The sequence below is a fragment of the Kribbella sp. NPDC026611 genome (assembly GCF_040638345.1).
GTDB lineage: Bacteria > Actinomycetota > Actinomycetes > Propionibacteriales > Kribbellaceae > Kribbella.
This window is the reverse complement of the sequence record NZ_JBEZYC010000001.1, coordinates 306,139-319,982: the sequence shown is the minus strand read 5'-3', so window position 1 is coordinate 319,982 and position 13,844 is coordinate 306,139. Positions and strand designations below refer to the sequence as shown.

General features: G+C 68.7%; 14 protein-coding genes. 10 read left to right on the top strand and 4 right to left on the bottom strand.

Going from position 1 to position 13,844, the window contains the following annotated elements:
• Window positions 1-17: 17 nt before the first annotated feature.
• From AB0E69_RS01610 to AB0E69_RS01600, 3 genes are read right to left on the bottom strand one after another with little or no spacing between them, the layout of a single operon-like run.
• The gene (locus AB0E69_RS01610; protein WP_360137803.1) at window positions 18-668 is read right to left on the bottom strand and encodes a hypothetical protein; all 651 of its coding nucleotides are present in this window, start codon (window positions 666-668) and stop codon (window positions 18-20) included.
• 5 nt (window positions 669-673) lie between these two features.
• Window positions 674-1,312, bottom strand: a complete 639-nt coding sequence (locus AB0E69_RS01605; RefSeq protein ID WP_360137800.1) for a Pr6Pr family membrane protein — start codon at window positions 1,310-1,312, stop codon at window positions 674-676.
• Between the two features lie 22 nt (window positions 1,313-1,334).
• Entirely contained in the window at window positions 1,335-1,892 is a 558-nt protein-coding gene (locus tag AB0E69_RS01600) for a 2TM domain-containing protein (RefSeq protein WP_360137797.1), read from the bottom strand.
• A 78-nt stretch (window positions 1,893-1,970) separates the two neighbouring features.
• Here AB0E69_RS01600 and AB0E69_RS01595 point away from each other — a divergent pair, with 78 nt between their 5' ends.
• From AB0E69_RS01595 to AB0E69_RS01585, 3 genes are all read left to right on the top strand, one after another.
• The gene (locus AB0E69_RS01595; RefSeq protein WP_360137794.1) at window positions 1,971-2,570 is read left to right on the top strand and encodes a TetR family transcriptional regulator C-terminal domain-containing protein; all 600 of its coding nucleotides are present in this window, start codon (window positions 1,971-1,973) and stop codon (window positions 2,568-2,570) included.
• A gap of 82 nt (window positions 2,571-2,652) precedes the next feature.
• Window positions 2,653-3,165 carry an AAA family ATPase gene (locus AB0E69_RS01590; RefSeq protein WP_360137791.1) on the top strand — a complete coding sequence of 171 codons (513 nt, stop codon included), beginning with the start codon at window positions 2,653-2,655 and terminating at the stop codon, window positions 3,163-3,165.
• 35 nt (window positions 3,166-3,200) lie between these two features.
• Window positions 3,201-5,288, top strand: coding sequence for a molybdopterin-dependent oxidoreductase (locus tag AB0E69_RS01585; protein WP_360137788.1), 2,088 nt, complete (start codon window positions 3,201-3,203; stop codon window positions 5,286-5,288).
• 7 nt (window positions 5,289-5,295) lie between these two features.
• On the opposite strand, the gene AB0E69_RS01580 is transcribed toward AB0E69_RS01585, so the two are convergent.
• Entirely contained in the window at window positions 5,296-6,309 is a 1,014-nt protein-coding gene (locus AB0E69_RS01580; protein ID WP_360137785.1) for a LacI family DNA-binding transcriptional regulator, read from the bottom strand.
• A 275-nt stretch (window positions 6,310-6,584) separates the two neighbouring features.
• Between AB0E69_RS01580 and AB0E69_RS01575 the strand changes: the two genes are divergently transcribed.
• The 7 genes from AB0E69_RS01575 to AB0E69_RS01545 all read left to right on the top strand — a co-directional run bounded on the left by AB0E69_RS01575 (window position 6,585) and on the right by AB0E69_RS01545 (window position 13,801).
• Entirely contained in the window at window positions 6,585-7,334 is a 750-nt protein-coding gene (locus tag AB0E69_RS01575) for a sugar phosphate isomerase/epimerase (RefSeq protein WP_360137782.1), read from the top strand.
• Window positions 7,331-8,428 carry a Gfo/Idh/MocA family oxidoreductase gene (locus AB0E69_RS01570; RefSeq protein ID WP_360137779.1) on the top strand — a complete coding sequence of 366 codons (1,098 nt, stop codon included), beginning with the start codon at window positions 7,331-7,333 and terminating at the stop codon, window positions 8,426-8,428. Before AB0E69_RS01575 ends, AB0E69_RS01570 begins: the two co-directional genes overlap by 4 nt.
• On the top strand, window positions 8,425-9,033 hold the full coding sequence (locus tag AB0E69_RS01565) for an SGNH/GDSL hydrolase family protein (RefSeq protein ID WP_360137776.1): 609 nt from the start codon (window positions 8,425-8,427) through the stop codon (window positions 9,031-9,033). Before AB0E69_RS01570 ends, AB0E69_RS01565 begins: the two co-directional genes overlap by 4 nt.
• A 66-nt stretch (window positions 9,034-9,099) precedes the next feature.
• Window positions 9,100-11,523: a glycoside hydrolase family 2 protein gene (locus tag AB0E69_RS01560; RefSeq protein ID WP_360137774.1), complete on the top strand. Its 2,424-nt coding sequence runs from the start codon at window positions 9,100-9,102 to the stop codon at window positions 11,521-11,523.
• 90 nt (window positions 11,524-11,613) lie between these two features.
• Window positions 11,614-12,360: a 3D domain-containing protein gene (locus AB0E69_RS01555; protein WP_360137771.1), complete on the top strand. Its 747-nt coding sequence runs from the start codon at window positions 11,614-11,616 to the stop codon at window positions 12,358-12,360.
• Between the two features lie 4 nt (window positions 12,361-12,364).
• Window positions 12,365-12,922, top strand: a complete 558-nt coding sequence (locus tag AB0E69_RS01550; RefSeq protein WP_360137768.1) for a GNAT family protein — start codon at window positions 12,365-12,367, stop codon at window positions 12,920-12,922.
• 15 nt (window positions 12,923-12,937) lie between these two features.
• On the top strand, window positions 12,938-13,801 hold the full coding sequence (locus AB0E69_RS01545; protein WP_360137765.1) for a polysaccharide deacetylase family protein: 864 nt from the start codon (window positions 12,938-12,940) through the stop codon (window positions 13,799-13,801).
• Window positions 13,802-13,844 lie beyond the last annotated feature (43 nt).

Below are 13,844 nucleotides of genomic sequence, written 5' to 3'. Positions count from 1 at the left end.
CTGCCCGGCACCCCACGTCAGGTGCGGGTGACGACGAGCATCTCGTTGGCGCCGGCCTGGAACTCGTAGGGGACCTTGCGGATCTCGGAGGTGACGCCTTCGAGGGACTCCAGCAGCTCGGGGAGCCACGGGATCGGGTCACCCGCCCCCTGCATCACCAGCGGGAAGACCCGGACCTCGTGGTTGCTGACCCGGATCAGCTCGCGCAGCGCCGCCGCGTGCCACTCCTGGTCGTACTTGTCGGCCCAGGTGAAGAGCAGGTGCGAGCAGAGCACGAGCTCGAACCGCCGGTCCCCGAACGGGAGCTCCGGCAGGCCGGCGGCGATGTACCGCTCCGGTGCGATCTCGATGTCCTGCAGGAACCGGTCCGCGGCCTCGATCCGGTACTCGTCCTTGCGCTGCGGCGACCCGTACCAGTGCCAGACGAAACTGCCCTGGTGCTCGTCGACGATCCCCGAGGTGGCCGGCAGGCTGCGCCGGACGGTGTCCACCAGCTCGGCGGGCTCCAGCTCGTACGCCGGGTCGACGGCGATCGCGTCCACGCCGCGGGCGGCGGCCTCGGCGGTGAAGCTCGCGCCACCCGCGCACGAGTCGAGCACCGAGTCGGGGAGTTCCTTCAGGTCGAACATCGCTTCGTACTCGGCGTACGAGCGCGAGGTCACGAGCACAGGTCTTACCTTTCGACGGTGGCCTTCCGATGGATCCGGCGGTCGAGCGCGGTAGCCCCCGCCGCCAGAGCCAGGAACAGTACCGCCACCAGCAGACAGTTCAGCAGCACCCGTCCGTACCCATGCGCGCCGACGTCCACGAACGGGTACGGGTAGAAGCCGACGAACGCGCCCCGGACCAGGGTGAACACCAGCCAGAGCAGCGGGAACACGATCGACCAGCCGACGATCCGCCAGTCGGTCAGCCCGCGCGGGCCGAACAGCAGCCACCCGAGCACACCGACGACCGGCGCCGCCGTGTGCAGCAGGAAGTTCGCCACCTCACCCCAGCCGTGGAAGTCGGCGTCCCGGGCGAGCACTGCGTGGTAGACGATGCCCGTCACCGCGATACAGAGCACGCCGTTGAGGCGAAGGGTCTTGAAGACCGGGTCGTTCCGGTTCGGACGCAAGGCCAGGACCAGGGCGGTCCCGCCGAGCAGCAGGTTCGACTGGATCGTGAAGTAGGCGAACACATTGAGCACCCGCTCCGGGTTCTCCTGGTAGAACCCGTCGCTCGAGTGCGCCGTGACCAGCAACTGCACCACGAGCCCCGCCGCGACCACCAGCGCGGTCAGCGCCGCCCAACTCCGCCCCGTCGTCGTCATTTCCGCAATGTACGACGAGAGCTCAGGCGGACTGCTTCTCCCGCGCCGCCTCGTCCCGGTCCGAGTCGCCACCGAAGGAGTAGCTGAACGACACGATCGCATCGATCACGAGCACGATCGTCCACGTCCACGCCGGCCCGAGCGCGGCGTCGTACCCCCGGCCGGACAGCAGGCCGAGGCCGATCATGATGCCGACCCCGACCACATAGGAGAGCAGGTGCCGGTACCAGCCGGCTCGCTCCAGGCGCGCCCGCTCCGGGCCCTTCTTCGGCGGCTTGACCGGCCGCGGCGCACCGCCGAGGTAGTGCGCGGCCCACTTGTCCGCCCACTTCAGCGTCTGGTGACCGAAGCCGACGCTGACGCCGATGAAGATCGCGGCGAGCGAGTGCTTGAAGGCCGGCTCGCCGCCGCGGTGGATGTCGAGAATGCTGGCGACCAGCATCACCACATCGACCAGCGGTACGGCGGCCAGCAGGACCAGCCCGGCCTTCGGCAGCTTGAGCAGGTAGCGCGTCGCCATGCCCGCGGCGAGCAGCACCCAGAACCCGATCTCGCACCCGGCGATCACAGCGAGCAGCACAGCGGTTCACCCTCCCGAGGTTTTTTAGTACGACTGTGTTGTGAAACGACAGTAACACGGACGTGCTAAAAAGGGCAGATGCCGAAGATCGTCGATCACGCCGCCCGCCGCGAGGAGATCGCCGAGGCGCTCTGGCGGGTGGTCCGCCGGGACGGGATCCGGGCCGCCTCGGTCCGGACCATTGCCGCCGAGGCCGGCTGGTCCGCGGGCGCCGTCCGGTACTACTTCCCGGACCAGGACGGGCTGCTCGGTTTCGCGATGGATCTGGTCACCCGCCGAGTCTCCGCGCGGATCGATGCGCTGGAGCCGAAGGGCACCGCGACGGCGATCGTGCTGCGGTACCTCGAGGAGGTGCTGCCGCTGGACGCGGAGCGGCGGGCGGAGTTCGACATCTGGATGGCGTTCATGGCGCAGGCACAGGCCGAGACCGGCGCCGCGAGCTTGCGCGAACACGTCGACACCGTGCACAACGACCTCCGGACATTGTGCGAGCGGCTGCTCCTTTCACTGGCCGAAGAAGGGCTGCTGAAAGCGGGTCTCGACGTACGGCGCGAGGCCGAGCGGTTGCACGCCTTGCTCGACGGGCTGGCACTGCACGCGACCATCCAGCCGGAACGCACCACACCGGCCCGCTTACGGCAGCTGATGCGCGCGCACGTTGAGACGTTAATGGCCTGAAAAGTCCTTGCAAAGCGAGCTTTTCGGAGAAGAATCGCCGCAGGCCGCCTAAAACCCCGCGCCACGTGGCACGATCACCAACATGGAGTCCGAGGGGGTGATCGTCGTCAGTGGAATCATGGCGTCGGGGAAGTCGTCGGTGTCCCAGTTACTGGCCGAAAGATTTCAGTACGGCGTGCATCTTCGCGGCGATGTTTTTCGCCGGATGATCGTCAGCGGACAGGCCTCGATGGCCGACGACGTGCTCGAGGCCCAGCAGCAGCTCCAGCTCCGGTACCGGCTCGCCTGCCTGTCCGCGGACGAGTACGCGAAGGCCGGTTTCACCGTGGTCCTGCAGGACGTCGTGATCGGCGAACTGCTGCGCGAGTTCCTGGACGGTATCCGGACCCGGCCGCGGTACCTCGTCGTGCTGACGCCACGGCCCGAGGTGATCTCCGGCCGGATCGGTGGTGCGCACCATCTGGTCGACGAGCTCGACTACGAGCTGCACGCGTTCAGCCCGCGCCGGGGGCTGTGGCTGGACAACTCCGACCTCTCGGTCGGCGAGACGGTCGACGCCATTCTCGGCCGCCTCGACGAGGCACGCTTCGAGTAGTGACCGGCCCGGCTACCCGAGGGTAGTTTGAGTGGATGACCGTACGACGGACGTCCTGCAACCTTTGTGAAGCGATCTGCGGCGTGCTCGTCACCGTCGAGGACGGGCGGGTCACCGACATCCGCGGCGACGAGTCCGACCCGCTGTCCCGCGGTCATATCTGCCCGAAGGCCGTCGCGCTCCGCGACCTCCAGGACGACCCGGACCGGCTGACGACTCCGGTACGGCGAACCGCCGACGGCTGGGAGCAACTCGGCTGGGACGCGGCGTACGAGCTGGTGGTCGACAAGCTGGCCGCGGTCCAGCGCGAGCACGGGAAGAATGCAGTCGGCGTCTACCTCGGGAACCCGAACGTGCACAGCCTCGGCGCGCTCACCCACATGCCGACGATGGTCCGGCAACTGCGGACGCGGAACCGGTTCAGCGCGACGTCGATCGACCAGCTCCCGCACATGCTCGCGTCGTACCTGTTGTACGGGCACCAGTTGATGGTCGCCGTACCGGACATCGACCGGACGTCGTACCTGCTGATGCTGGGCGCGAACCCGCTGGCGTCGAACGGGAGCATGATGACCGCGCCCGGCTTCGGACGGCGGTTGAAGGACCTGCGCAAGCGCGGCGGCCGCGTCGTCCTCATCGATCCGCGGCGGACCGAGACGGCGGCGGTCGTGGATGAGCACCACTTCGTCCGCCCGGGGACGGACGCCGCGTTCCTGCTCGCGCTGATTCATCAGGTGATCGCGGACGGGCACGCGCGGCCGGCGGCGTACGTCGACGGGTTCGCGGCGGTCGAGGCTGCAGTGGAGGACTGGACGCCGGAGCGGGCGGCCGCGGTCACCGGCATCGCCGCGGACGTGATCCGGCGGATCGCTGGTGAGTTCGGGACTGCCGAGCGAGCGGCCTGTTACGGGCGGGTCGGGGTGTCGACGCAGCAGTTCGGCGCGGTCTGCCAGTGGGCAATCCAGGTGCTCAACATCATCACCGGGAACCTCGACCGGCCGGGCGGCACGATGTTCCCGCGGCCGGCGGTGAACGCGCTGGCCGGCCTGGGCCGCGGGCATCTCGGGGTGTGGAAGAGCCGCGTGCGTGGTCTGCCGGAGTTCGGCGGCGAGCTGCCGGTCGCCACGATGGCGGAGGAGATCCTGACGCCGGGCGAGGGGCAGATCCGGGCAATGGTGACAGTCGCGGGCAACCCGGTGCTCTCGACGCCGAACGGCCGCAAACTCGACGAGGCGCTCGGGACGCTCGACTTCATGGTCGCGATCGACCCGTACATCAACGAGACGACCCGGCACGCGGACGTGATCCTGCCGCCCGCTCCGCCGCTGGAACGCGATCACTACGACGTGATCTTCCACCAGCTCGCCGTCCGGAACACCGCGCGCTGGAACGACGCAGTACTCCCGAAGCCGGCCGAGGCCCGGCACGACTGGGAGATCTTCCGCGACCTCGGGCTGGCCCTGGTACGGCGTACTCCCTGGAGTCGGCGCAGGCTCGAAGTGATGGCCCGGCTCCGCCTGTCGCCGAAGCGGATCGTCGACGTGGGCCTGCGGATCGGCCCCTATCGCCTGTCGCTGGCGAAGGTACGGCGTACGCCCGGCGGGCTCGACCTCGGTCCGCTGCAACCGGCGCTGCCGCGAGCACTGCACCACAAGTCGAAGCGGATCGACCTGGCCCAGCGGATGATCCTGGACGACCTGCCCCGGCTCGACGCGCTGGCTCTGGTCTCGCCCGACGAGCTGCTCCTGATCGGCCGCCGGCACCTGCGGAACAACAACTCCTGGATGCACAACTCCGCGCGACTGGTGAAGGGCAAGCCCCGGCACCACCTGCTGATGAACCCGGACGACCTGGCGAAACGGTCGCTGACCGACGGGCAACTCGTCAGCGTCACGTCGGCCGCCGGCTCGATCGCGGTGGAAGTTGCCGCGAGCAACGACATTATGCCGGGGGTGGTCAGCCTGCCGCACGGCTTCGGGCACGGCCGGCCGGGTGCGCGGCTGTCCGTCGCGAACGAGGTACCGGGGCCGAGCGCCAACGACCTCACCGACACCGAGCTGACCGACACCGTGGCCGGCACCGCCGCGGTGAACGGCGTGCCGGTCACGGTGACCGCTTGCTAACCGGTTGCTAACCGGGCGGCGGTCCTGAGCTGTCGCGGATGATCAGCAGCGGAGTGGAGTAGAGGTGCGCCTGCGGCTGAGCTCCGTTGAGGAGATCGAGCAGGCGGTGTGTCACCTCGGCGCCGTACCCGACGATGTTGTGGCTCATGGCGGTCAGCGCCGGGTGGGTGATGCGGCACAGCGTCGAGTCGTCCCACGCGACCAGCGTGATGTCGTCCGGGGTGCGCAACCCCTGGCCCTGCACGACGGCGAGACCGGCGACGGCCATCAGGTCGTTGTCGTAGATGATCGCGGTCGGCCGCGCGCCGTTGCCGAGCAGCTCGCGCGTCGCGGCCACCCCTTCGACGGCGGAGAAATCGGTGTGGCGGACCTGGCCGGTCAGGTCGAGCCGGCGGGTGGCGACCTCGAACGCGCGGTCCCGGATCCACACATCGCCGTACTCCGGCGGTCCGGCGACGCGGGCGACGTCGCGGTGGCCGAGGGACGCGACGTGGTCGAGCGCCGCGTTCATGGCCGCCGTACCGTCGGTCCACACGCACGGCATGCCGTCCGCGAGGGCCGGGTCGCCGACGAGCACAGCCGGCAGGGACAGCTTGCGCAGCAACGGGATGCGCGGGTCACCGACGCGCAGGTCGACCACGATCACACCGTCGACCCGGCGTTCCGCGGCCCATTTCCGGTACGTCGCCAGCTCCTCGTCCAGGTCGGCCACGACCTGGAGGGCCAGCGCGTAGGACTTCTCGGACAGCACCGACTCGACGCCGCCGACGAAGCCCATGAAGTACGGCTCTTCGATCAGGGTCTGCGCGGTGCGGGCGAGCACGAGACCGAAGGTCTCGCTCCGGGCCGCGGACAGCTGGCGGGCAGCCCGGTTGGGCACCCACTCCATCTCGGCGGCTACCTTCAGCACCCGCGCGCGGGTGGCTTCGGAGACGCCTGGCTGGTTGTTCAAGGCGTACGACACGGCACCTTGGGAGACCCCACAGCGCCGGGCGATCTCCTTGATGGTCACACGGGGCACAGCAAACAACTCCTCACGGGCGGCCGGACCGCTGACGGTCGGTCCGGAATCCCTCAGTGTGCGCCGATTCGAACCCACTGTCACCAGCTGAGCACACAAAGTGACCGTTTGATCAAACCTTTTCCAGGGCCTGGTGACCGCCCAGTGGTTGGGAAGAGGCTGGTGGGGGAAGAGGTGGGTGGGATACGGTTGCCGTCGTAACTTAACCGGTTCGGCTTACGAGTCGGTGGGCATCCCAGGGCAGCGGATGGGCCGCCGGCGAACAAGGAGAAACCATGGTCGCAGTGGACAACTTGTCCCTCCAGTTGTACACGGTCCGGGGCAAGCTCGAGGAAGACTTCGACGCCACCCTGGCCCGGATCGCGGAGATCGGTTACACGAAGGTCGAGCCCTTCGGTGTCACCAGCTTCGCGGACCGGCTCGCCGACGCGCTGCCCAAGCACGGTCTGTCGGCGCCCACCACGCACGCGGGCCTGCTGCGTGACGACAGCGCGCCGATCTACGCCGCCGCCCAGCGGCTCGGCATCAGCACCGTCATCGACCCGCACACGGACCCGGCCCGCTGGCAGTCCGCGGACGGGATCAAGGAGATCGCGCAGGGCCTGAACGAGGCCGCGAAGGAGGCCGCCGACCACGGCATCACGGTCGGCTACCACAACCACCAGTTCGAGCTCGAGTCGAAGATCGACGGCGTGCACGGCCTGGAGATCCTGGTCGACAACCTGTCCGACGACGTGATCCTCGAGGTCGACACCTACTGGGCCTTCGTCGGTGGCGCCGACGTGGTCGCGCTGCTGGGGAAGTTCGGCGACCGGGTCAAGGCGATCCACGTCAAGGACGGCGACGGGACGCTGAACAACAAGGCCCAGGTCGCGGTCGGCGACGGCAGCATCCCGGTCCGGGACATCCTGGCCGCGGCACCGAACGCGCTCCGCGTGGTCGAGCTGGACGACTTCACCGGCGAGATCTTCGACGCGGTCGAGGGCAGCCACACGTTCCTGACCGGAGAGGGCGCACCTGAATGAGTGCTGTCGGCGTAGGTGTGATCGGCGCTGGAGTCATCTCCGACGCCTACATCAAAAGCATGCAGAGCTTCCCGGACCTGAAGGTGCTCGCCATCGGCGACATCCGGCCGGAGGCCGCCAAGGCGAAGGCCGAGGAGTACGGGATCGAGGCCCACGGCGGCCCCGAGGCCGTCCTGAGCCACCCGGACGTCGAGATCGTGGTCAACCTGACCATCCCGATCGCGCACGTCGAGGTCGCCCTGGCAGCAGTTGCCGCAGGCAAGCATGTCTGGAGCGAGAAGCCGTTCTCACTGGACCAGGACAGCGGCCTCAAGCTGCTGGCCACGGCCCAGGACGCCGGCGTCCGCCTCGGCTGCGCGCCGGACACGATCCTCGGCCCGGGTCTGCAGGAGTCGCGGCGCATCATCGAGCGCGGTGACATCGGTACGCCGCTCACCGCGCTGACGCTGATGCAGTCGCCCGGCCCGGAGTCCTGGCACCCGAACCCGGCGTTCCTGTTCCAGGAGGGCGCGGGCCCGCTCTGGGACATCGGCCCGTACTACCTGACCACGCTGGTCCAGCTGTTCGGACCGGTCGCGGCGGTCGCGGGGATCGGCTCGAAGTCTCGCGAGAAGCGCACCATCGGTTCCGGTCCGCTGGCCGGGACGGACTTCGACGTGACGGTGCCGACCCACGTCAGCGCGATCGCGAAGTTCGAGTCGGGGCAGTCGTCGCAGAGCATCTTCAGCTTCGACTCGCCGTTGCCGCGGGCCGGGTTCGTCGAGATCACCGGCTCGGACGCGACCCTCGCCGTACCGGACCCGAACGGGTTCGACGGTGCGATCAAGATCCACCGCCGGGACGCGGACGACTGGGAGACGATCGCGGACACCAAGGCGGTCGCGCAGCGCGGTACCGGCGTACTGGAGATGGCGCGGGCGATCCGCTCCGACCGGCCGCACCGGGCGACCGGCGCGCTGGCCTTCCACATCGTCGACGTGATGGGGTCGATCACGCAGTCGATCGACACCGGTGCGTTCGTCGACGTGAAGAGCACGGTCGAGGTCGCGCCGATCCTGCCGGACGACTGGGACGTTACGGCCGCGACTCTGTGAGCACGATCCTCCTGGATCCCCGGCGGACCGTGGTGTTCGCCGGGGACTCCGTCACCGACTGCGGCCGCCGTACCGACCCCGACGGGCTCGGCGACGGCTACGTCCGCGACCTGTACGCCGAGCTCGGCGATCGCCGGCCGACAATCGTCAACGCCGGTATCAGCGGCAACCGCGCGGTCGACCTGGCCGCGCGCTGGTCCGCTGACGTGCTGGCCCACGATCCGTCGCTGGTGTCGATCCTGATCGGGATCAACGACACCTGGCGACGGTACGACGAGGACGATCCGACCACGCCCGAGTCGTTCGAGGCGTCGTACCGCTCGTTGCTCGACCCGCTCGACTGCCCGGTCGTCCTGATCGAGCCGTTCCTGCTGCCGGTGAAGGCCGGGCAGGACACATGGCGCGAGGACCTGGACCCGAAGCTCGAGGTGGTCCGCAAGCTCGCGGTCGAGTACGGCGCGATCCTGGTGCCGGCCGATATCGAGTTGAACAAGCAGGCGGCGTCCGTCGGCGCCGCCACCCTGGCCGACGACGGCGTCCACCCGACCGCTGCCGGCCACCGGGCCATCGCCGCCCTGTGGCGGCGCTTCGTGCTGGAAGACTGACCTCTGTGCCGCGCCTACGCCCGGTGGGTCGCGGCGCAACTAAACCGGTTCATCTGGAGACCGACTGTGATCAAGACCGTTGACCTGACCAGCGCCGCCTGGACCGTGACCGCCATCGAGGGACCGGGGCCGGCCGAGCTGCTCGGCCGGGCGGTCCCCGCGACCGTGCCGGGTGAGGTGCACACCGATCTGCTGGCGGCCGGGGAGATCCCGGATCCGTTCGACGGCGCCAACGAGTCGGACCTGCACTGGATCGGGCGCACCCGGTGGAGCTACCGGACAACCTTCGGCTGGACCGCGGACGGCAACGACCGGCAGGAGCTCGTCGCCGAGGGCCTGGACACGGTCGCGACGGTCACGCTCAACGGTCACGAGCTCGGCCGGACGGCGAACCAGCACCGGTCGTACCGGTTCGACGTCACCGGCGCACTGGTTGCCGGAGACAACGAATTGGTGGTCGAGTTCGTCGGTCCGGTGACGGCGGTCGAGGCGGCGCGGGCCAAGGTGGGCAGCTGGCCGCACACGAACCTGCACCCGTACAACGAGCTGCGCAAGATGGCCTCGAACTTCGGCTGGGACTGGGGACCGGATGTCGCGACCGTCGGCATCTGGCGGCCGATCCGGATCGAGTCGTGGTCCGGCGTACGGATCGCCTCGGTCCGCCCGTTGGCGAGCGCCGACGGCGTGCTGAAGACGCACGTCGCGCTCGCGTGGACCGACACGGCCGCGGAGCACGCGACGGTGACCGTCGAGGTCGGCGGGACCACGGAGTCGGCGACCGTCAAGCCTGGCTGGGACTCCGTCGTCCTCACCAACACCGTCAACGCCGTTGACCTGTGGTGGCCGCGCGGCCATGGCGAGCAGCCGCTGTACGACGTGACCGTGACGCTGGCCGACCACGACGAGTGGACCGGACGGGTCGGATTCCGCGACATCACCGTGAACGTCGCCCCGGACAGCCACGGCACGCCGTTCGTGATCTCGGTGAACGGCAAGCCGATCTACGTGCGCGGCGCGAACTGGATCCCGGACGACGCGTTCGTCACCAGGTTGAACGCCGAGACGTACCGGACCAGCATCCAGGACGCGGTCGATGCCGGGATGAACCTGCTGCGCGTCTGGGGCGGTGGAATCTACGAGAGCGAACACTTCTACGACAGCTGCGACGAGCTCGGGATCCTGGTCTGGCAGGACTTCCTGTTCGCGTGCGCGGCGTACTCCGAGGACGAGCCGCTGTGGAGCGAGGTCGAGGCCGAAGCGCGCGAGGCCGTCACCCGGCTGAGCCGGCACGCCAGCCTCGCGGTGTGGAACGGCAACAACGAGAACATCTGGGGGTACGTCGAGTGGGGCTGGCGGGAGCCGCTGGCCGGCCGGCCGTGGGGCGCGGGGTACTACCTCGACCTGCTGCCGCGGATCGTGGCCGAGCTCGACCCGCGGACGCCGTACTCCGCCGGTAGCCCGTACTCGTTCGACCGGTTCATCCACCCGAACGACGAGCGGCACGGGACGATGCACATCTGGGACGTGTGGAACCAGGTGGACTACACGACGTACCGGAAGTACCAGCCGCGGTTCGTGTCCGAGTTCGGATTCCAGGGTCCGCCGGCCTGGTCGACGCTGACGTCGGTGGTGCACGACGCGCCACTGGATCCGTACGGCCCGGAGATGCTCGTGCACCAGAAGGCGTTCGAGGGCAACCTGAAGCTGGAGCGAGGGCTCGGCGAGCATCTGCCGAAGTGGAAGGACATCGACGACTGGCACTGGACCACGCAGCTGAACCAGGCGCGAGCAGTTGCCTATGGCATCGAACACTTCCGCTCGCTGTCCCCGTTGAACACAGGCGCGGTGGTCTGGCAGCTGAACGACAACTGGCCGGTGGTGTCGTGGGCCGCGGTCGACGGTCACGGGATCCGGAAGCCGCTGTGGTTCGCATTGAAGCGCGTGTACGCCGATCGGCTGCTGACCGTGCAGCCGCGGGACAACGGGCTGGTCGTTGCCGCGCACAACGAAACCGACGAGCCGTGGTCCACCGAAGTGACGGTGACCCGCCGATCGACGGCTCGCGGTGGTGAGGTGCTGGCCCGGGAGAGGTTCGCTCTGGAGGTCGGCGCCCGGGCGGCGACGCTGAACGACTTGCCCGAGTCCGTGGCCGTCGCGGCGGACGCCGCCGGCGAGTATCTGGAAGTGCGCGCCGGCGACGCGTCGGCGTACTGGTACTTCGTGGAGGACACGAAGCTGAAGCTCGCCGGTGACGCCTACACGATCGAGGTGACGCCGACCGACGACGGGTACGACGTGACCGTCACCGCGACCGCGCTCGCGAAGGACCTCGCGCTGTTCCCGGACCGGCTGGACGCGGCGGCTCGGGTGGACTCCGGCCTGGTCACGCTGTCCGCGGACGAGAGCCACACCTTCCACGTGACCGGCGGCAAGGCGCCGGAGTGGATCGGCGTACCGGTGCTGCGGTCCGCGAACGACCTCGTGAACTGACTTACGACGAGACCTTGACTAAAGGTGCGGCGGGACCGCAACTTAGGGGTGAACCCCCTGGTCCCGCCCCACCTCGGAGGTCTTGCCGCGATGCCCAGATTCCGCGTTCTCGCCGTCGCCCTGCTCGGATTCGCAGCGCTTCTGGTGGCTCCCACCACCGCGTCGGCCGCGATGCCGGCCTGCCAGCACTTCTACACCGGACCGATCCCGGACCGGCCGATCTCCGGCGGTCACGGGGACGGGACGACCGCTCCGAAGTACGACGTGAGTGGTCGGCTGCCGGCGCCGACGGGTGTGAGCGGCGGTCTCGGCTCGGACGGTCGCGTGACCTTTACGTTCAACCGGGTGGCCGGCGCGAAGGCGTACCGCGCGTTCAGGAACGGTCAGGCGTTGCAGTGGATCAGCGACTGGGGTCAGCCGACACTGCAGGTCACTGACTCCAGTCCGTGCGCGGGTGCGCACTACCAGGTTTACGCGATGTCCGCCGAGGACACGTCCGCTGCGTCGATCGGCCAGATCAGCACGTCGTACCGGCTGAACTCGTCGAACCGGTTGGCGTCGTACACGATGCCGGTCGGGACCACGCTGAACTACCGGGTGTCGGCGTACAACGACGTCGCACAGACTGCGCTCGGCTACAACGCCGGTACCGGGATCTGCGCGGTCGACGCGCGGATCATCCCGTGGGGTACGCGGCTGTTCGTTCCTGGTTACGGGCACTGCTACGCCGTGGACATCGGCAGCTGGATCAAGGACGACATCGTCGACGTGTGGTTCCCGCCGGGTCCGGCTGCGGACAACTGGGGGATCCAGCGGCTCACACTGACCGTAGAGTGACTGGGTGCCCTTCGCCGTACCGCTGACCGACTCCGCCGAGCTGCGACCGCTCGAGCCGTGGCAGGCCGGTGAGTTCCTGGCGCACGTCGACAAGGCGCGCGACGCGCTGGCGCAGTACGTCCCGTGGGCCGAGGTGGTGACCGACGAGGACCGCGCCCGGAGCTACCTGAGCCGCTACGCCCGTCGGCAGGCCGCGGACGAGGGACGCATGTACGGCATCTGGCTGGAGGGTGAGCTGGTCGGCGGGGTGCAGCTGCGCGGGTTCGACAGCGACTCGGGTACGACGGAGCTCGGTGCGTGGATGGCTCCGGAGGCGCAAGGCCGTGGTCTGATCACGCGGGCTGTGCAACGGCTGATCGACTGGGTGATCGGCGTACGCGGTCTGAACCGGGTGGAGTGGCGCTGCACGTCCGACAACACCCGGAGCGCGGCTACGGCCCGACGGCTGGGGATGGTGTACGAGGGCACGCTGCGGCAGGCGTTCGTGCACCACGGTGAGGTCCATGACGTGCAGGTATGGGCGATGACTCGGGGCGACTGGGAGCAGCGGCCCTGGGGATAGGCATACTGGGTAACCATGGCTGTCTACTGGGGGAAGCGGGCCGTTGCCTGTCTGCTGCTGTTGTCGCTGACGGCATGCAGTGATCGGACGCCGTCGTCCAGCGGTGTGGTGCCGGAGACGCCGACCACTACCGCTCCCCCGCCGGTCCGCACGGTCAGACCGACCCTGCCGGTGGTTGTGGCACGGCCGGGGGCCTCCAGCTCCAAGGTGATGCCGGTGCTCGACCACGGGCCACGCAACAAGAAGCAGATCGCGCTGACGTTCGACGCCGATCTCACGGCTCTCATGCGGAAGCGGCTCTACAGCGGCAAGGTGAAGTCGTACTACAACAAGGCTTTGATCGATGAGCTTCGCGCGCTGCATGTGCCGGCCACGCTGTTCCTGACCGGCATGTGGATGGAGCAGTATCCCCAGGTGGTCCGCGAACTGGCGGCGGACCCGCTCTTCGAGCTCGGCACCCACACCTACGACCACCGCGGCTTCACCAAACACTGCTACACCCTCGGCACAGTCCCCCAGGAGGACATGCTCGCCGACGTACGCCGAGCCATCGTCGAACTGGACCGCCTGGACCCCCACGCCACCAGATGGTTCCGCTTCCCCGGCGGTTGCTACGACGCCACCGCCCTCCACGAACTGGCCCCCGCCGGCGTCACCGCAGTAGGCCTAGACGTCCCCGGCGCAGACGGCTTCGCCAAGTCCCCCCAACCCATCATCAATCAGGTCCTGACCCACGCCCAAAACGGCTCAATAGTCGTCCTCCACATGCACGGCGGCGACAACGCCCCCTACACAGCCCAAGCCGTCGGCCCCATAGTCCACCAACTCCGATCCCACGGCTACCAACTCGTCACAGTAACCCAACTGGTCAAAAGCTAGAAAGAGATTAAATAACCATAAAATAAGAGCAGAGAAAGAAGAG